The organism is Bradyrhizobium sp. BR14999 (assembly GCF_056106085.1).
Genome location: NZ_CM148536.1, coordinates 4,305,277 through 4,324,155 on the forward strand (window position 1 = coordinate 4,305,277; position 18,879 = coordinate 4,324,155).

Below are 18,879 nucleotides of genomic sequence, written 5' to 3' on the forward strand. Positions count from 1 at the left end.
TCCTGTCCGGTTAGCGTGATGGGGGATGGAAGGCGGGGCCGTTCGGCTTGATGCGGATGCCCGGCCGCAGGCGCGTCCACGGCAGGGAGGCGGTGTCGGCCGGCATCGCGCCGGGCGCGGCGCAGATCAGCAGCTTTTCCGCGATCGGCTCGAAATCGGCGCGGAAGTGCACCGAGCTCTTGTTGACCAGGATCTTCTGCGCGGTCGGCTCGATGCCGACATAGCGGTACATCGCCTGGTCGGCGAGTTGCGCCTTGTGCGAGGAGACGACGACGCGGACGTCACCGATGCGCAAGGCTGCGGAGGGGCCCATCTCCATCTCGCGGCCGCCATAATAAGGACCGGGCGCGATGAAGCGGCCGTCGGAGAGCTTTTCGACGACGAAGGTCTCGCGATAGGGCTCGTCGCCGGGGATGCCGGATTTGCCGCCGAGCGACAGCGTCACGGTAGCGCCGACGCCGGCTGCATGCGCGGCCCTGGCCGAGACCGGATCGTAGATCGCCCCCGTCGCGGCACTCGCGTTGTTGCGCACCAGCGCGCGCAGCATGCCTGTGGTGTCGGAATCGCCGCCGGCGCCTGGATTGTCCTGGGTGTCGGCGATGATGATCGGCTTGCTTGCGCTCTTGGAAAGCTCCATCGCGTGGCGCACGCATTCGTCGGGCGACCAGATCTTGCCGTCGAAATCGTCTTCGTGGCTTTCGATCAGCTTGAGAAGCGCATCCGCCGCGCGATCGGCGTCGGCTTGCGTCTTGCCATAGGCAAACACGCTCGGCCCGCAATCGCGGAAATCGGCCGCGGGGAAGCCCGGTGCGAAGGACAGCGTCGGAACCGCATCGCTCTCCAGCGCGGCGAGCCTCTCGTAGATACCTTGGGTGGGCTGGTCGTTGGTACACTGCCAGCTGATCGGGATCAGGAACGGCAATTGCCGGAACGCCTTTGCGAAGCGCTGCTTGGTCTTCAGCAGCAGCGCTAGATGTCTTGCGCAGGCGCGGCCGGTTGCGGCCATGTCGACATGCGGATAGGTGCGGTAGGCGATCAGCGCGTCGGCATGCTCGATCATCTCGGGCGTGACGTTGGCGTGCAGGTCGAGGCTGGTGACGAGTGGAACATCCTTGCCGATGACGCGGCGCACGCGCGCCAAAATCTCGCCTTCGCCGTCGTCGAGATGCTCGGTCACCATCGCCCCGTGCAGGTCGAGATAGACGGCATCGAGCGGACCGGCGGCTGCGATGCCGTCGACCATCACCTTCACGATGCGCTCGAAAGCATCCTTGGTGACATGCGCCGACGGGCTCGCACCGCAGGCGATCGTTGGAATGAGTTCCCAATCGTTCACTTCAGCGCTATCGACGAAGCCGGCGAGACCGACATTGATGCGCCGCATCACCTTCAGCACGTCGGCGCCTTGCGTCATCGCCGGCCAGCCGCCGCCGTGCTGGAAGTCCGCGAACGTCGCCTTCGTCGGAGCGAAGGTGTTGGTCTCGTGCAGGAAGCCGCCGACGGCGATACGTGTCATCAATTCCAGTCCAGTCGATCAGGAGTGCGCGACGTTAGCCTTGGCTTTGCGAGGAGAGCAAGGCGGGAAGCAATCGCGCCGTGCATAGGGTCAAGACGTTTTGGGAATGCTACTACGCTGTCATTCCGGGGCGCGCCACTTGGCGCGAGCCCGGAATCCATTGCGCTGCGGAGTCTGCCGTTGGATGGATTCCGGGCTCATCGCTTCGCGATGCCCCGGAATGACAGCGGGCAGACTACACGGTGGCCGCCACACCCTCTGCCACCGGCCGGAAGTTCGCAAAGTCCCAGTCGCGCCCCGGAGCCGCATCCAGCAGCGCCTTGGTGTAGGCCTCCTTCGGATGCGTCAGCACTTCGGCGGCGGGGCCCTGTTCGACGACGCGGCCGTGCTGCATCACCACGACCTCGTCGCAGATTTGCGCGGCGACGCGCAAATCATGGGTGATGAACAGGATGGCAATGCCGAGCCGCTTCTGGATCTCGTCGAGCAGTTCCAGCACCTGCGCCTGCACGGAGACGTCGAGGGCGGAGACCGCCTCGTCCGCGACCAGCACGTCCGGATCGAGCGCGAGCGCACGGGCAATGGCGATGCGCTGGCGCTGGCCGCCGGAGAACTGGTGCGGATAGCGCGACACCGCATCGGCGGGCAGGCCGACCAGCTCGAGCAGCTCGCGCGCTCGCTTCATGGCATCGGCGTGTGCGACACCGTAATTGATCGGGCCTTCCGCGATGCTCTCGCCGACGGTGACGCGCGGATTGAGCGAGCGATAGGGATCCTGGAACACGATCTGGATCTTCTGCCGGTGCGGCTGGAGCAGGCGGCGCGAGATGTCGGCGATCTCGCGGCCGGCGAGGCGCACGCCGCCGGAGGTCGGATCGATCAGGCGGACGATGCAGCGCGCGACCGTCGACTTGCCCGAGCCGCTCTCGCCGACGATGCCGAGCGTGCGGCCCTTGCGCAGCGTCAGCGTCACCTTGTCGGCGGCGACGACCTCGCGGCCTTTGCCGAAGAAGGCGCGCTCCTTGTAGACCTTGCTGAGGTCGTTGGCCTCCAGCACCACCGGCTCACGGGTCTCCTCGCGGGGCGACCGCGGCACCAGGCTCGGCACCGAGGCGAGCAGGTTCCGGGTGTACTCCATGGTTGGATTGCGCAGCACGGTCTCGAGCGGACCGGTCTCGACCAGGCGGCCCTGCCGCATCACCGCGACGCGGTCGGCGATCTCCGCGACCACGCCCATGTCGTGAGTGATGAACAGCACCGCCGTGCCGTGATCGCGCTGGAGATCGCGGATCAGGGTCAAAATCTGCTTCTGCGTGGTGACGTCGAGCGCGGTGGTCGGCTCGTCCGCGATCAGGAGCTTTGGTTCGAGCACCAGGGCCATCGCTATCATGATGCGCTGGCGCTGGCCGCCGGAGAGGCGGTGCGGGTAGGAGGCGAAGATGCGCTCGACCTGCGGCAGGCGCACCTGCTCCATCATATCGAGGATGCGCTTCTTCCGTGTTTTGGCGTCGAGATTGGTATGGGCGCGCAGGACTTCGTCGATCTGGCGGCCGACCGGCACGACCGGATTGAGCGCGGTCATCGGCTCCTGGAAGATCATCGCCATCTGCGTGGCGCGGAGCTGGCGCAGGCGGCGGTCGGTCGCGGTGAGCAGCTCCTCGCCGACCAGCTTGACGCTGCCGCCGGTCGGCACCAGCGTGCCCTTGGGCAACAGGCCCATCGTGGTGAGGGAGGTCACCGACTTGCCCGAGCCGCTTTCGCCGACGAGGCACAGCGTCTCGCGCTCGCGCACCTGGATCGAGATGCCGTCAATGATCTTCGGCCCGCCCGGCTTCTTGCCGACGGAGACGACGAGGTTGTTGATGTCGAGGATGGTGTTGGTCATGCAGGGGCTTTCGTCATTCCGTGGCGCGCGCAGCGCGAACTACGGTGCGCAATTGCGCACCTGAGAATCCATCGGGCGTCAGTCCAAGCGGTGAAATGGATTCCGGGCTCGCGCCAAAAGGCGCGCCCCGGAATGACCGTGGTACTCGCATCACTTCCCCTCCCGCTGCTTCATGCGCGGATCGAGGGCGTCGCGGGCGGCATCGCCGATCAAATTGATGCTGAGGATGGCGATCGAGAGCAGCAGGCCCGGCCAGAAGATCAGCGACGGCTTGAGCTGGAAGTACTGGCGGCCCTCGGCCATGATGTTGCCCCAGGTCGGCGTCTCCGGCGAGATGCCGGCGCCGAGGAAGGAGAGAATGGCCTCGGTCAGGATCGCGGAGGCGCAGACATAGGTGCCCTGGACGATCAGCGGCGCGATCGTGTTCGGCATCAGGTGCCGCCACATGATCTTCGGCAGGCTGGAGCCGACCGAGATCGCAGCCTCGACGTAAGGCTCCTCGCGCGCCGACAGCACCACCGAGCGCACCAGGCGTGCCACGCGCGGGATCTCCGGAATGGTAATCGCGATCAGCACGGTCCAGAGGCTCGCACCGGAAAGCGACACCACGGCGATCGCGAGCAGGATGCTCGGCATCGCCATCAGGCCGTCCATGATCCGCATCATCACGGCATCGACCAGCTTGAAGAAGCCGGAGACGAGACCGATGGCAAGGCCAATGGCGACGGAGAGAATCGCCGAACCGATGCCGATCAGGAGCGAGATGCGGCCGCCATAGATGACACGCGACAAGAGATCGCGTCCGTAGGCGTCGGTGCCGAGCAGGAACTGCGCCGACGACGGCTTGAGCCGCTGCGACGGCGCGAGCTGGATCGGATCATGCGGCGCGATCAGCGGCGCCACGATCGAGATCACCACGACCAGCGCGAGGCAGACCGTGGCCGTCGCGATGATCGGCGTCGAGGTGAGGAATCCGAACCGCGGCCGCAGCGGCGACGTGATCGGAATGGACGACTGGGGGAGGCTATCAACCGACATTCTTGTTCTTACCCTTGCCTCAGTACCGGATCCGGGGATCGAGCAGCGTATAGGCGACGTCGATCAGGAGATTGACGACGACATAGATCAGCGACGTCAGCAGGATCATCGCCTGGATCACCGGATAGTCGCGCGCCAGCACCGCGTCCACGGTGAGGCGGCCGATGCCGGGAATGTTGAACACGCTCTCGGTGACGACGACGCCGGAGATCAGCAGCGCAAATCCGGTGCCGATGACGGTGATCACGGGCACCGCCGCGTTGCGCAGCGCATGCCGCATCATCACGGCGACCTCGTTGATGCCCTTAGCGCGTGCGGTGCGGACGTAATCTTCGCCGAGCACGTCGAGCATCGCCGCGCGCGTCATGCGCGCGATCAGCGCGATGTAGATGAAGGAGAGCGCGCAGGTCGGCAGGATGATGCGCTCGAAGAACGGGCCGAAACCATTCGAGATGCTCTTGAAGCCCTGCACCGGCACCCAGCGCAAATCGATCGCGAAGATTTCGATCAGGACATAGCCGACCACGAACACCGGCACGGAGAAGCCGAGCACCGACAGGCCCATCACGAAGCGGTCGATCCAGGTCCCGTGCTTCCACGCCGCGATCACGCCGAGCGGGACGGCGACGATGACGGCGAGGATGATCGTCGACAGCGCAATCGAGATCGACGGCTCGACGCGCTGGCCGATCATCTTCATCACCGGCAGGTTGGAGATCAGCGAGGTCCCGAGGTCGCCGTGCAGCAGCTTGTTCACCCAGGTGACGAACTGCACGATCAGCGGCTCGTTGAGGCCGAGCGAGGTGCGGATGCGCTCCAGCCGTTCCGGCGTCGCATTGTCGCCGGCGAGAATGGCGGCGGGATCGCCGGGGGTGAGGCGAAGCAGCAGGAAGACGAACAGCGCGACGACGCCCATCACGGGCACGGCGGCGAAGATTCGGCGAACGAGATATCCGAGCAAGTTGGATCCGTCAGATTAGAGTCAAATCGTGGCAGGGTCTTTGACAAGCCTGCCATCAACCTAACATTTCAGCAATTCCCGTGCCATCCGGGCCACAGGTTTTGCAGTGCGGCCAGTCGTTTCGAGCGCCCCTTTCACCTCAGGCGTCATTCCTGGTTCGGTCCTTTGGACCGCCCCGGAATGACGGGCTCAAAAATCACTCCAGCGTTGCCAGCAGCCCCGCCATCAGCCGGCCGCGTTCGGCCAGGCTTTCGACCTCGATATACTCTTCGAGCGTGTGGCCGTTGCCACCACGCACGCCTAGGCCGTCGAGAGTCGGGATCCCCATTGCGCCGGTGAAGTTGCCGTCGGAGCCGCCGCCGGCACTCGCATGCGGCAGTTCGGCGCCGAGCGACTTGGCGATGCCGCGGGCCTTTTCATATAACGCCATGGTGCCGGCGTCCGGTTCCCACACCGGGCGCGTCACGCCGCGGGTGACCTTGAAGGTGACATCATTGGTTGTGCCTGACAGCGCCAGCATCCTCTCGACGCCGCGATCGAGATCGGCCTGGCGCTTGGCCATCGACAGCGCCTCGCCTGTGGTGGTCGTGGCGACGCAATTGACCCATTGTCCGCCATGCACGACGCCGACCGAGAAGGTGCAGTCCTCCGTGGTCATCGCGTCGATCGCGAGGATCTGCCGGGCCATCTCGCGGATCGCCGAGCGTCCCGCCGACAGCGTCGCGCCGGCGTGGCTCGGCCGTCCCGTCGCCTCGAGATTGAAACGCGCGATTGCGTAACGTCCGGTGGTGACGCCATTGTCGGCGCGGCCGGGCTCGGGCACCAGTACGTATTTGTTGCGCGCGGCCTCCGCCTCGATGATGTCGCGGGTCGAGGGCGTGCCGACTTCCTCGTCGGGCGTGAACAGCACCGTGATCGGCAGCGGCGTTGTGAAGGCGGCGCGCGCCAGCTGCCGGATCGCTTCCAGCGAGAGGTAGTTGCCGCCCTTCATGTCGTAGATGCCGGGGCCGTAGCACTTGTTGCCCTCGCGCCGCCATTTCAGCTTCTCGATGGTGCCGACCGGATGGACGGTGTCCATGTGCCCGGCGATCAGGATGCCGGGCTCGCCCTGCTTCGGATGGGGAAAGCGCGCGCGGATCACGTCGCCAAAGCCCTGGCGGCCGGCGATGCGTTCGATGGTCGCACCCATGATCGCCATATCCCGCGCTGCGAAATCGAGCATGCGATTCACGGCGCCCGCGTCCCAGGTCGGACTCTCGCATTCCACCCAGCCGCGCAGGCCCTGGAGCATCGCCTCGGAATCGAAGGGAAGATTGGCTGGATTCATCTCAATGTCTCTCAAGCTTCGAAAGATGGAACGCGCATTGCATCGGCGCGGGGCGGGACAGGCAGAGAGTGTTGTAGAGCCAAACCGATCCTTGTGGAGCCCGTGCACACGCCGCAAGGGCTTGCAGCGAAACCGGATTGACGCGCTCGGCACGGTCTGCAAGTCTCGAAAAGATAAAGGCATTGCATGAGGTTAGTTCGCCCAAAGAACGAACCGGATGCTCAACCAATAATCTGCCTTTGAACAGTTTCACGTCAGGAGAAACTTTCCATGTTCAACTTCATGCGCCGGGGGTCTCGCGCGTTTGCCTCCAAACTTGCGCTGTCGGTCGTCGCGCTGTCCACGGCGATGGCCTCGCCGGTGTTTGCCGCCGGCAAGACCATCACGGCGGTGATGCATTCGGATCTGCGTATCATCGACCCGATCTTCACCACGGCCTACATCACGCGTGACCATGGCTACATGGTCTACGACACGCTGGTGGCCACCGATTCGAACTTCAAGATCCAGCCGCAGATGGCGGACTGGAAGATCTCCGACGACAAGCTCACCTACACCTTCACGCTGCGCGACGGCCTGAAGTGGCATGACGGTGCGCCGGTTACGGCGGAGGATTGCGTCGCCTCGCTGAAGCGTTGGGCCGCGGTCGACGGCATGGGCCAGAAGCTCATGGACTTCACCGCGAGCATCGAGGCGACGGACGCCAAGACCATCACGTTGAAGCTGAAGGAGCCCTACGGCCTCGTGCTCGATTCGATCGGCAAGCCGTCCTCGCGCGTCGCCTTCATGATGCCGAAGCGCCTCGCCGAAACGCCGCCGGACAAGCAGATCCCCGAGCAGATCGGCTCGGGTCCCTTCAAGTTCGTGCAGTCGGAATTCCAGCCGGGCGTGAAGGCGGTCTACGTCAAGAACACCGATTACGTGCCGCGCAAGGAGCCGGCGAGTTGGACCTCCGGCGGCAAGGTGGTGAAGGTCGACCGTGTCGAATGGATCACCATGCCGGACTCGCAGACCGCGGTGAACGCGTTGCAGTCGGGCGACATCGATTTCATGGAAAATCTGCCCTACGACATGCTGCCGATACTGGAGGCGAACAAGGAGCTCACGCTCGAGGTCTCGAACAAGTTCGGCTTTCAGACGCTCGGCCGGATGAACTTCCTTCATCCGCCGTTCGACAACGTGAAGGTGCGCCGGGCTGCCTTGCTGGCGATAAACCAGAAGGACGTGCTCGACGCGCTGGTCGGAAACCCGAAGTACCAGAAGATCTGTGGCGCCTTCTTCGTGTGCGATACGCCGCTCGCGACGGAGGTCGGCGGGGAAACCCTGGTGAAGGGCAATGGCATGGCGGAAGCCAAGAAGGCGCTCGCCGAGTCCGGCTATGACGGCACCCCGGTCGTGATCATGGCCCCTGGCGATGTCACGACGCTGAAGGCGCAGCCGATCGTTGCGGCCCAGCTGCTGCGCGAGGCCGGCTTCAAGGTCGATTTGCAAGCGACCGACTGGCAGACCGTGGTGAGCCGCCGTGCCAGCCAGAAGCCGCCGAAGGAGGGCGGCTGGAACATGTTCTTCACCAACTGGGTCGCGGCCGACGTCTCCAACCCGATCGCCAATCTCTCGATCGGCGGCCAGGGCAAGAAGGGCGGCTGGTTCGGCTGGGCGGAAGACGCCAAGATCGAGCAGCTCAAGGACGCCTTCGTCCGCGCGTCCTCGCTCGACGAGCAGAAGAAGATCGCCGCCGACATCCAGAAGGAAGCCTATGAGCAGGTGATCTACATTCCGCTCGGACAATATCTCCTGCCGAGCGGCTGGCGCAAATCGCTGAGCGGCGTGCTCGACGGCCCGGCGACCCCGCTGTTCTGGAACATTGACAAGTCGGAGTAGGCGGCACGCCTTCCTGTGAAAAGCGAACGGCGCCGCGTCTTTCCGCGGCGCCGTTTTTTATGAAGCGATCCCTGCTCGGTTTGTTCTAACAGTGGCTGTCGCGCACCTGCTCGAGCCCTTCACTTGCGAAGGGCAGGCTGCTGTCCTGCCGCTCTTCGGATGACTGTTGCCGTGGCGTGGGCTGTTCGGTCTCCCACGCGGACTGATCCGGTCTGCGCTCTTGTTCCATCTCGTCATCCTCTCGAATTGCTGCAGGACAACATTGAGGGGGACGGGAAGTTCCTCACGCGATGGGGCGATGATGCGGCTTGAACAGCCGTCCCTTTTCCACCACCAGCACGATCGCGAGCGCTGCGAGCGTCGACAGGAAGAAGCCGATCGAGAACGGCAGCAGCGTGCCGTCGAAGCTTTGGCCGATCAGGGAGTCATGCATGCAAGCGAGGTACTTTTTGCGCCGTGGGGAATGACCAACGATTGACCTTCAATTGCTTTCGCGAAGGCAATCGCAAGAGCTGCAACGGCTACACCAGCGAAGATGTCCACAAAGTAGTGTCCACCCCACAAGGGCGTTGCTACCAGCATTGCAACGCACATCATTAAAGCCCATGGACGCATCCACCACACGCCCCACCACGCCCACAGCGCGAGCAGAGCCGCGGCAGCATGGAAGCTGGGAAAGGTCACGATGCCGCCGATCTGCGAGATGTTCAGAACCTGTAGGCTACTGCTTCTCACCACGGGCAGGCGATCGAGCTGGATGAGATAGCCGCTAGCCTTGAAGGTCGCGAACTCGGTTGGCAAATTGTATTGCTGATAGGTGCCGATGGCCGGTATCAGCGCAGAAATCAAAGCCACAGCACAAAGGGTGAGCAACGTCGCCATCGTGAACTGTTGCAATCGAACGTGGTTGTTCGTCAGTCCGAGAACGATGGGAACCGCGATCGGCGGCAAACCGATTGCACCATAGGACAAGCATGCATACGGCAGCAGCGCAGGCCAGGCTGTCATGAGCCGGTAATAGACAGTCCAATCCAGTCCGAAGAACTTGTCCCAGGAGTCGAGCATGGCATCCTGCAATGGCAAATTTGCAGATGCTGCGACGTAGGTCAGGACGGCCCCGAGCATGGACACAAGGCCCAACTGGGCGATGGAACTAAGAACGTGCGCAATGCGCACGGCGCGTACTCGTGACAACAAGACGTGACCCGCCGCCGTGAGACCTGCAACCGTCGCCATGCCTCCCAACAACTCGCCTTCGAGGGCCATCGAGAGTTTCAACAAGGCAAGGGATACACCGACGAATCGCGCCAGAATTGCAATAGTGATCCAGTTCAGCAGGTAGAGACCATAGGCCTCCACGCTTGCTTCTGAACTCGTTTGCGCTCCGGCGGATTGGGCGGGACTGTTTCTCACGTAAGCACGAACGGTCATGCGCCGCCATTTTCCTGCATTTTCCGGGAAATATATGGCAACACAACCTTTAATATATCAACAACCTGCCGACGTCGTTAGGCGATGGAACAACCCTCATTCCTAATCGAATCTCTACGACAGCAGGATCCATTCCGGCAAAATTGAAATAAAGACATCGCATAACCTCAAAATTAGAGATGTCTGCACGAGCGACGACTTCTACTAGGAAGGCGTCAGGGTGCTCTTGTGGCGCCGACCGTTACGTTAAAGTGTATAGTGGCGATCGATAGAAGGCGCTCAGCAGAGCGCGCCCGACCCGAACGTCTGAACGAGCTTCCTCACGCGATAGGGCGATGATGCGGCTTGAACAGCCGTCCCTTTTCCACCACCAGCACGATCGCGAGCGCTGCGAGCGTCGACAGGAAGAAGCCGATCGAGAACGGCAGCAGCGTGCCGTCGAAGCTTTGCCCGATCGCCATGCCGACCACGATTCCGATCAATGTTGTGATCGAGCCATAGAGCGAGGAGGCGGTGCCGGCGATGTGGCCCTGCGGCTCCATCGCGAGGGCGGTGAAGTTGGCGACCATCATGCCGAACGAGAACATCATCAGGGCGGAGAGCACCATGAACAAGGATAGCGGCAGCACGCCGAGGCTTTCGGTCAGCAGCATCACGCCGGCCACTGCGGTGTAGAGCGTCAGTGCCCCATGCGAGATCACGCGCATGCCTAGCCTGCCGACCAGCCTCGCGTTGAGGAAGCCGGCGACGGCGGTGCCGGCCGCGATCGCCGCGAAGGCGAGCGGGAAGTAACGGCCGAGGTGATAGATGCCGGTGAAGACCTGCTGGGCGCAGAAGACGTAGGCAAACAGCGCGCCGATGACGCTGCCGGCGGCCGTGGCGTAGCCGATGGTCTGGCGATGGGTCACGGTCTGCCGGAAGGCCGAGAGCACGTCGGCGGGTGCCAGCGACCTGCGCTCGGACTCGGGAAGGGTTTCGGGCAGCCGCAGCACGCACCATGCGAGCGCGAGCAGGCCGTACAGCATCAGCATCACGAAGATGCCGCGCCATGCCGTCACCAGCAGCACCGCCTGTCCGAACGAGGGAGCGATCACGGGCACCGCGATGAACACCATCATCGCGAGCGACATCACGCTTGCCATGCGGCGGCCGACATAGCAGTCGCGCACGATCGAGGTCGCGATCACGCGCGTCGCCGAAGTGCCGAGCCCTTGCAGCGCGCGCGCCAGCAGCAGCGTCTCGAACGAGGGCGCGGCGACCGCCAGCACGCTCGCCACCGCATAGACCGCCATGCCGCCGAGCAGCACCGGGCGGCGGCCGAAGCGGTCCGACAACGGGCCCATGACGAACTGGCCGGCGCCGAAGCCGACCAGGAAGGTCGACAGCACCAGTTGAAGATGGTTGGCGACGGGAATCTTGAAGGCGCTGCCGATGTTGGGCAGGGCCGGCAGCATCATGTCCATCGCAAGCGGATTCAACGCCATGATGGACGCGATCACGATGACGAATTCGGGAAAACCCATGGGACGGTGTCCGGAGGACACCCAATCGTCGGCATTGACGTCGGACAAGGAAGCTCACCTCTGAAATTGAGGGCGTTATCCATTCCGATGCTGCAGTGCACAACCCCCGTTTCGGGATGGCTGTCAGGCAGGGCCGGAGTGGACAAGAATTGGTGAGATGGCCGCCTTTCCTTGCCTGCCGGATTCCCCAGATCGCGCAACCCCCGGTGGCCGGAAACCAGTGATTCACCATCCCTTCCTAAAGATCGGCATCCCGCGCGGCCGCGCCCGTCCGGCAGGATGAAACCGAAACGCATTCTGCCCACAGTGCGGCCGAGATGAGGAGGCGCCGCAGCGGCGCCCAGAGAAACAAGCCAAACAAGGTATCCGCCTGTGTCCGAGATGTCCGGTGCAGCACGATGGTTGGAGCCCGCAGCCGACACGGCTGCGAGGCGGAACATCTGGCTTGCCTGTCTGATTGCGGTGACTGCGCTGCTGGTGCTCGGCAATCTCGTCAACGACGCCAGGCTCGATGTGAAATATGGCTGGGACGTCCGGGTCAATTGCGCGGCAGTCGATGCGCATGCCGACGGGCTCGATCCCTACTTCGTCAAGAACCTGAAGGGCACCAAGCTCTCTTATCCCTATCTGCCGGTGACGCTGGACGTCTTCCGCCCCCTGTGCGCGGGCGGCCTTGTCGATCATTACAGAAGCATCTTTCTCGTCCTCGCCGTGCTCTGCGGCCTGCTCTTGCCCGGGCTCGGCCGAACGGGCACGAGCGCGCGCGATGCTGCGCTCAAGGTGCTGTGCGCGCTGGGCGCGTTCGTCGGTTTCGAATGGGTGCAGGCGTCGGGGAATTTCGCGATTCTAAGCGGCCTGCTGACCGCGATCGCACTGTCGCTCCTGCTTCGCCCGCCTCCGTCCGGAGAAGATTCGAGCTTTCCCTTGCGCCTTGCCGGCGCTGCACTGCTCGGCCTCGTGACCTCGTTCAAGCTGGTGTTCTGTCCCGTGCTGGCTGCGCTCTATTTCCTGCCGCTGCCGCGCCGTCGCAAGCTGGCGCTGATCGCGATGGCGGCGTTCGGCTTCGCATTGCCGGTCCTGATGTCGAGGCTGCTGTATCCCGATCTGTTCGCGAGCTGGCTGCTTGCGATTGCGGGTCAGATCCCGAACCAGCATGCCGTCGATCTCGTGGAGATCAATCCGTCGCTGCTGCTGCTGGCGCGGGACCTCATGGTCCACGCCGGCCTCGGTGACAGCAAGCCAGCGATGTTCGCGACCTATGCGCTCGCGACCCTCGCGCTGGTGCTGGTGCCGTTCGCCCTGTCCGTCCTGCGCGTGGCCGCGAGCAAGCCGGCGCGGGAAGGGGGATCGCTTCTGATGCGGCTGGATCGCTGGCTGATGGATCATCCCCGCACGGCCATGCGCGTCACGGTGCTTGCCATGTTTGCGCTCTATCTGAGCTCGCCGCGGCTCAAGGAATATGCCTTCTTCGAGCTCGCGCTCTATGCCGCCATCCTCATTGTCGATCTTCCGGCCATGGCGCTCGCCGCATGCATCTCGGTCGGTCTTTTCATTCCCGCACTGATCTCGCTTCTGGGAGCAGCATTCGAGGGCAGCTTCATTCTCCTCACGGTCGCGCTGATGTGCTTCTGGATCCTGCTGCTCGACTTCCGGGCCGAGCCGAAACGCCTCGAGCCGCGAACAGTGGATTCACGTTGAAGGGGCTCATGATCGCGCTGAATCGCTTCTGCGCGAATCCATCTCACATTCATGAAGGCATTGCAGGAACCGGATCGAGCCCGAAGTCGGTCATCGATCTCGACCAACGCTGGTGTGGTTGAGGAGATAGACGGCGCCTAAGCAAAGTTCCGTCCGCGGGATCAACCGCGCGGTATCCGCGTCGATCTCGTGGACGCCGGTCGCGTTCCGAACACCGCCATGACCGCAATTAGTCGTCCAAGCGGGGGCGAGGATGGAGCTTTGCCAAGGCGCAAAGGATCACGCCCACCCGGCTGAGGTTGTCTTGATCAAATCTACACGCGCTCGTTGTCAAACTATTAAAGGTTGTATTGCCATACATGTCTCCGGAATTGCTGGGAATGACAAATGGCGGTTCAGGCATGCTCGGTCGGCGGTCTTCCTCGTTCGACCGGTACTCTATCAACCCCAGGGGCAAGCGCGGAACTCGCGGTTTGTTTTAACCTTTTCCAGCTCAACTGGGTTCTCATCGCAGTCACGCTGGCCGTCTTCGTCGTTGGGATGCGTCTAGCCGGTTTTCAATTGCGGGTAAGCAGCTATCTGATCTATTTCGGAATTGCCGGCGTGTACGGAGTGGTCGGTTATCTAAATCTGAAATCAAAACTCAGACGGAGCCCCCGCGTCTACGCCGCCCTGTTCTTCATTGCTCAAATCCTTCTTCAGCTTCTTCTTCTGGTGTCGATCGGCTATCTCGCGGCGACAGCCAACTTTCCAATGCAGGACACGAATCTGCTGGCCATGGATCGGGCCCTAGGCCTGGATTTTCGTGCTTATCTGGCGTTGGTCAACCGGCCCGGTCTGATCGATGCTCTTGCAGTGACCTACGACTCCATTCGATGGCAACTGGTTCTGATCGTGGTTGTCGTTCCACTGCTCGGTCACTACAGGCGCGCTGCGGAGTTCTCGCTCGGATTTGGCCTGACGTTGGCTATCACGACCCTCATCTCCACGCTGTTCCCAGCGACCGGCGTCTATGAAACCGTAGGACTACACTCAGCGGACCATCCCAATTTCGAACCCTCCGTCTACAACGCGACGCTGCGCGAGCTCCCCCTGGTGCGCGACGGCACAGTGAGACTGCTCGATGCGTTTCAACTGGGGCCGCTTCTGACCTTTCCAAGCTTCCACGCGATCTCGGCAGTCTTGTACATGTGGGTGCTCTGGCCGATCCGCTGGGTCCGGGGGATCGGCGTGCTATGGAACGCGGTCATGCTGGCCGCGACCCCGATCGGAGGAGGACACTATTTTGTCGACGTGTTCGCCGGGGTGGCCGTCGCCATCGCATCGATCTGGGCCATCAAACGCATCGGCGCACGTCTTGCGCCCGAGCAGGATCGGGAGAGATCCATCTCGCAGATCTCCACCGTCGACCCATTGGCGATGGTCGAGCCCTGCGGAGATCTGAGCCCGCAATCGTCGTAGTGCTGCGGTGGAAATATGGTTGAAGTCGCGCATGACCGGTGTCGACCAAGCCGAAATCCATCTGGTTGCTGCCTTCATTTTTATGCGGCGTTAATTGCCGCCGCGTAGAAATGAATGTCCTGATTGTGCCGCTTCTGCCGCTCGACGGCAGGCTACTACCGGGCTTTGCAGCCGGTGCAGAGATGATCAGCATGACAATTGCCGCAGGTTAACTTGGACAGTTGACTTCGCATGCGGTGATCGCCGGCGATGGAAGGAGAGCTCGGATGCCGAAGCCTGGATCCCACAACCTCGCTCTGAAGTTTCAGCAGGTTGTTGATTCTTCGCCAGCGGCCGCAGCCGTGCTTTGCCAAGGTCAGTGTTATGATTTTCGGACGCTGAATGCGTTGGCGAACCGTTTCGCCCGGTGGCTTGCAGCACAAGGGGTGACCCAGGGCAACATCGTATGCCTCGAGCTGCCGAAGCTGGTCGAAACTTATGCGCTGGCGGTGGCCTGTCTGAAGATCGGCGCACCCTACAGCTTCCTCGATCCGGCGGCGCCGATCGACCGGGCACGGTTGATGATCGACCGGTGCCAACCCACGATCATCATCAGCACGCGTGATGGCGCGGGAAATCGCGTCGTCCTCGCCAGCGACGCTGATCGCCGGAATCTCCTGGAGGCAATCGAAGCGTTCGATGACGCCAACTTGCGGGAAACCGAGCAGATCACCGGGGCCGATCCCGCCTATGTCATGTTCACGTCCGGATCGACCGGAGAGCCCAAGGGCGCGGTGATCCCCCATCAAGGCGTACTTCATCTGGTCGAATGGGCGGCCGACGATCTGGGCATCGGTCCTGGGGATCGCCTGACCAACGTCAATCCGATTTTCTTCGACAATTCGGTGTTCGATATCTATGCGTCGCTGCTCAATGGTGCCTCGGTGGTTGCGCTCGACGCTCTGAAAGGACGCCCACCAGCCGAACTGATCGCCGAAATCACGGCAAACGAGTGCACGTTCTTCTTCGCCGTGCCGACACTCTTCATGTTCCTTGACTCCATGAACTTGCTGCGGCCCGACAAGCTGCCAAGCGTGCGCCGGTTCATGTTCGGCGGTGAGGGCTTTCCGCTCGCCAGGCTTCGCCGTTTTCACGAGGCCTTTTCGGGAAGAGCGGAGCTCATCAACTGCTACGGTCCGACCGAGACGAGTTGCATTTGCAGCAGCCTGGTGATCACCGGCTCGACGCTGGAGACCGCCGAAGGCTTCGTTTCGCTCGGGCGGCTCAATCCCGGATTCAGTCACCGGGTTCTGAACGAAGATCTGCAACCTGTCGCGATCGGCGACGTCGGCGAGTTGTGGCTCGGCGGACCATGTGTCGGACTTGGCTATCTCAACAACCCCGAAGAAACGACACGGCGGTTCCGCCAGGATCCGCTCGTCAAAGGCTACCGATCTACGCTTTATCGCACCGGCGACCTCGTGGTGCAGGATCCGCGCACCGGTCAGTTTCGATTTCGCGGCAGGGCCGACAATCAGGTCAAGCTACGCGGATATCGCGTCGAGCTCGAGGAGATCGATCACGCCCTGGAGTCGATGCCGGGCGTGGTGCGTGCACTGGCCGTCGTGATTCATGATGCCAACGGCTCGAGCCGCCTGCTGGCAGCATACGCGGGCAGCAGACTTGAAGACGTCGATTTGCTCGCGCACTGCAACAAGCATCTTCCAGCCTACATGGTGCCAGGCCGGTTCGTGTGGCTGGACAACATCCCCACGAACGCCAACGGCAAGGCAGACCGGCGCGCGGTTGCGGCCTTGCTCGAACAGTCCCAGACAATGGCCCGCTCGCCTCGGTCCGCGGGTAAGCCTGTGGCGGCCTAGACGCATTGAATCGTTGATCGGACGACGCGGATGATAAAGACCGACAGTGGCGCTTCGCTCGGTATGACGCAGGGATACACGACCGCCGTCGATCGTCATCTTGCTTTGCTGTACGCGCCGTCCGCAAAGAACGCATGGCGGCTCATTCCGCAGATTGATAAGCATCCAGGGCTGGTCGCCTACGTGCAGGGCTTACCAGGACGCCTCGTTCTGTTTGCCGTCGTTACAGCACTTGCCGCGCCAGCCGGCCTGTTCGAGATTGACCTTACGGTGGCGCCGCTGGCGATGGCCTGCGGTTACGCGCAAAAGCTTCGCCGCTATCTCATTCCATTGGCGACGCTGCTGGTGCTCTGCCGGAACGGCTTCTGGATCGACCGCGATCTCGTGCAGCGTGTCGCAGACCAGGAAGGGCTTGGCGATCACGTCACCGTGTCGCTGTTGTGCTTCGCGTCACTGGTGCTGGTTATCATCCTGTGCTCCTGCCTGCTGGCGCTTTGGCAAAGAGTTGTCGCCATTCAGCTGTTTCGCCGTTCAACGCTGTGCCTGATCTCGAGCTTCATTGGCCTGGTGGTCGTGGCGGAGTCCTCCATGATCGCAGGCATGCCGCGGATCCTGCTCTGGTCGTTCCTCGTGGCCTTGCATCCGTATCTCTGGTTTCTGGCGTATGCGCTTGCCGATGCAGCCGCGCCGGGTCGGGCGCCGTTCTGGCAATATCTCGGCGTCTTCCATCCGTTTTGGGGATCGACTCTCACGCCGTTCGGCAAGGGTCTGTCCTATCTCGCAAAATTCGAAGCGAAGACATCCGAGGAGCTCGCCTTAACCCAGCTCAAGGGGCTGAAGCTCGCGGTTTGGACGCTGCTGCTCGCCGTCTGCTTGAATGGTCTGCGGACGCTGGTCCATGGCCAGCTCGGGCTGCCATCGTTCGACGAGACCTTCCTTGCACATGTCGGCGGGGCGAACTATCCGCGATATCTCTGCTGGGCAAGCCTCGTGACATACTTCTTCGAGGACGTGCTCGCGATGACGACATGGGGAGGGGCCATCATCGCTTGCGCGCGGATGGCGGGCTTTCGCCTGTTGCGCAACACCTGGCGGCCGCTAGAGGCGACGACGCTCGTCGAGTTCTGGAACAGGTACTATTTCTATTACAAGGAATTGCTGGTCGATCATTTCTTCTATCCGGTCTTTCTGCGGTACTTTCGCACGAACCGAAAGCTGCGGATGTTCTTTGCGACCTTTATGGCAGCATGTCTCGGCAACCTGCTGTTTCATTTCATACGGGATATCAGGTTCGTCGTGGAGCTCGGCTGGTGGAAGGCCCTGACCGGCGAAGCGTCACATGCGTTTTATACCCTTCTTCTCGCCGTGGGCGTCGGTGTGTCGCAGATGCAAACCCAGGGACGCGCGCGAGCCGACCACGGACGGTCAGCCCGCGCATTGGGAATGATTTGGGTCATCCTCTTCTTCTGTCTCCTGCATGTCTTCGACGCTCCACTCGACCGTGTCCACACGATCTGGCAGCGCGCCGATTTTCTCGCATACCTCTTTGGAGTTGATACATGGATCTGAACGTCCGCTCGAAAATGCGCGACTATGTCATCCAGCGGCTCAGCCTGCGCGGAGATCATTCTCCGGTCGAGGAGGATGAGCTCTTGTTCACTAGCGGCCGGCTCGATTCGCTGGATGCGGTCGAAATCATCATGTCGCTGGAGATGGACTACGGGATCGATTTTGCGCGGATCAATTTCGATCTGACGCAGCTGGATTCGATCAACGCCATCTCCGATCTGGTGGATGCGGTCAACGCGTGACCAGTCCAAATGGCTCTTTAGCCATTCGTCCGTGTGAGATGTCACGGACGCTTCGCACGTTGTTCTCATCTGGTGCGGGCGGCCGGACTCGAACCGGCACAGGCCTTGCGGCCCCACGGATTTTCATACCACTTCGGCTTTCGCCGCCGCCCTTTCGGCGTTCGTGGTCTGGACTATCCCTTCACCCTGGCGCTTGTCCGCTGTAGGTGCTGCCCGTCTAGTCTCTACACCTTCCCCCTGGCGGGGGCTTGGCTCGGGATTGCCAGTGAAGGTTTCCCCGACTTTGAGCAGTTCTGCTCCTGAAGTTTCCTCCAGGGCACTCAATGGCTTAAGTCCGATGCGTCTACCAATTCCGCCACGCCCGCATCGGCCCATCTATACGGCGCAATTGCCCGACGGGCAAAGAGAATACAGCCGATTCCGCGCACGATTTGAGCCGCTTACCTCAGGGGCTTCAGCTCGGATTCCGTCACGTCCTCGGCCCTCTG

14 protein-coding genes and 1 pseudogene are annotated in these 18,879 nt (G+C 62.4%); 7 read left to right on the forward strand and 8 right to left on the reverse strand.

What is annotated here, in order from left to right; translation table 11 throughout:
* Positions 1 to 10 precede the first annotated feature (10 nt).
* The 5 genes from ACR9YP_RS19780 to ACR9YP_RS19800 all read right to left on the reverse strand — a co-directional run bounded on the left by ACR9YP_RS19780 (position 11) and on the right by ACR9YP_RS19800 (position 6,727).
* Positions 11 to 1,516: a M81 family metallopeptidase gene (locus ACR9YP_RS19780; RefSeq protein WP_474220916.1), complete on the reverse strand. Its 1,506-nt coding sequence runs from the start codon at positions 1,514 to 1,516 to the stop codon at positions 11 to 13.
* Between the two features lie 235 nt (positions 1,517 to 1,751).
* Positions 1,752 to 3,401 carry an ABC transporter ATP-binding protein gene (locus ACR9YP_RS19785; RefSeq protein ID WP_438107309.1) on the reverse strand — a complete coding sequence of 550 codons (1,650 nt, stop codon included), beginning with the start codon at positions 3,399 to 3,401 and terminating at the stop codon, positions 1,752 to 1,754.
* A gap of 150 nt (positions 3,402 to 3,551) precedes the next feature.
* Positions 3,552 to 4,439: an ABC transporter permease gene (locus tag ACR9YP_RS19790; protein ID WP_091888843.1), complete on the reverse strand. Its 888-nt coding sequence runs from the start codon at positions 4,437 to 4,439 to the stop codon at positions 3,552 to 3,554.
* Positions 4,440 to 4,458: 19 nt separating this feature from the next.
* Positions 4,459 to 5,400, reverse strand: a complete 942-nt coding sequence (locus ACR9YP_RS19795) for an ABC transporter permease (protein ID WP_164934790.1) — start codon at positions 5,398 to 5,400, stop codon at positions 4,459 to 4,461.
* Positions 5,401 to 5,596: 196 nt separating this feature from the next.
* Positions 5,597 to 6,727: a M20/M25/M40 family metallo-hydrolase gene (locus tag ACR9YP_RS19800; protein ID WP_438107311.1), complete on the reverse strand. Its 1,131-nt coding sequence runs from the start codon at positions 6,725 to 6,727 to the stop codon at positions 5,597 to 5,599.
* A gap of 270 nt (positions 6,728 to 6,997) precedes the next feature.
* On the opposite strand from ACR9YP_RS19800, the gene ACR9YP_RS19805 reads away from it, so the two are divergent.
* Positions 6,998 to 8,608: an ABC transporter substrate-binding protein gene (locus ACR9YP_RS19805; RefSeq protein ID WP_439361349.1), complete on the forward strand. Its 1,611-nt coding sequence runs from the start codon at positions 6,998 to 7,000 to the stop codon at positions 8,606 to 8,608.
* Between the two features lie 283 nt (positions 8,609 to 8,891).
* Here ACR9YP_RS19805 and ACR9YP_RS19810 read toward each other — a convergent pair.
* The 3 genes and pseudogenes from ACR9YP_RS19810 to ACR9YP_RS19820 all read right to left on the reverse strand — a co-directional run.
* Positions 8,892 to 9,026 (reverse strand): annotated as a pseudogene (locus tag ACR9YP_RS19810) (MFS transporter); the annotation flags it as partial.
* A complete protein-coding gene (locus ACR9YP_RS19815) occupies positions 9,026 to 10,039 on the reverse strand; it encodes a phosphatase PAP2 family protein (RefSeq protein ID WP_474220917.1) in 1,014 nt (337 codons plus the stop codon). The pseudogene ACR9YP_RS19810 and the gene ACR9YP_RS19815, both read right to left, overlap by 1 nt.
* Before the next feature lie 320 nt (positions 10,040 to 10,359).
* Positions 10,360 to 11,610 carry a multidrug effflux MFS transporter gene (locus tag ACR9YP_RS19820; protein ID WP_474220919.1) on the reverse strand — a complete coding sequence of 417 codons (1,251 nt, stop codon included), beginning with the start codon at positions 11,608 to 11,610 and terminating at the stop codon, positions 10,360 to 10,362.
* Between the two features lie 333 nt (positions 11,611 to 11,943).
* Between ACR9YP_RS19820 and ACR9YP_RS19825 the strand changes: the two genes are divergently transcribed.
* The 6 genes from ACR9YP_RS19825 (at position 11,944) to ACR9YP_RS19850 (ending at position 18,391) form a co-directional block, all read left to right on the forward strand.
* Complete coding sequence (locus tag ACR9YP_RS19825) at positions 11,944 to 13,260, forward strand: hypothetical protein (protein ID WP_474221092.1); 1,317 nt, start codon at positions 11,944 to 11,946, stop codon at positions 13,258 to 13,260.
* 387 nt (positions 13,261 to 13,647) lie between these two features.
* Entirely contained in the window at positions 13,648 to 14,721 is a 1,074-nt protein-coding gene (locus tag ACR9YP_RS19830) for a phosphatase PAP2 family protein (protein WP_474220920.1), read from the forward strand.
* A gap of 38 nt (positions 14,722 to 14,759) precedes the next feature.
* Positions 14,760 to 14,933: a hypothetical protein gene (locus ACR9YP_RS19835; protein WP_474220921.1), complete on the forward strand. Its 174-nt coding sequence runs from the start codon at positions 14,760 to 14,762 to the stop codon at positions 14,931 to 14,933.
* 54 nt (positions 14,934 to 14,987) lie between these two features.
* Positions 14,988 to 16,580: an amino acid adenylation domain-containing protein gene (locus tag ACR9YP_RS19840; RefSeq protein ID WP_474220922.1), complete on the forward strand. Its 1,593-nt coding sequence runs from the start codon at positions 14,988 to 14,990 to the stop codon at positions 16,578 to 16,580.
* Positions 16,581 to 16,610: 30 nt separating this feature from the next.
* A complete protein-coding gene (locus tag ACR9YP_RS19845) occupies positions 16,611 to 18,149 on the forward strand; it encodes a hypothetical protein (protein ID WP_474220923.1) in 1,539 nt (512 codons plus the stop codon).
* Complete coding sequence (locus ACR9YP_RS19850; protein WP_474220924.1) at positions 18,140 to 18,391, forward strand: acyl carrier protein; 252 nt, start codon at positions 18,140 to 18,142, stop codon at positions 18,389 to 18,391. The genes ACR9YP_RS19845 and ACR9YP_RS19850 overlap by 10 nt, the downstream gene beginning before the upstream one ends.
* The last annotated feature ends 488 nt before the right edge of the window (positions 18,392 to 18,879 follow it).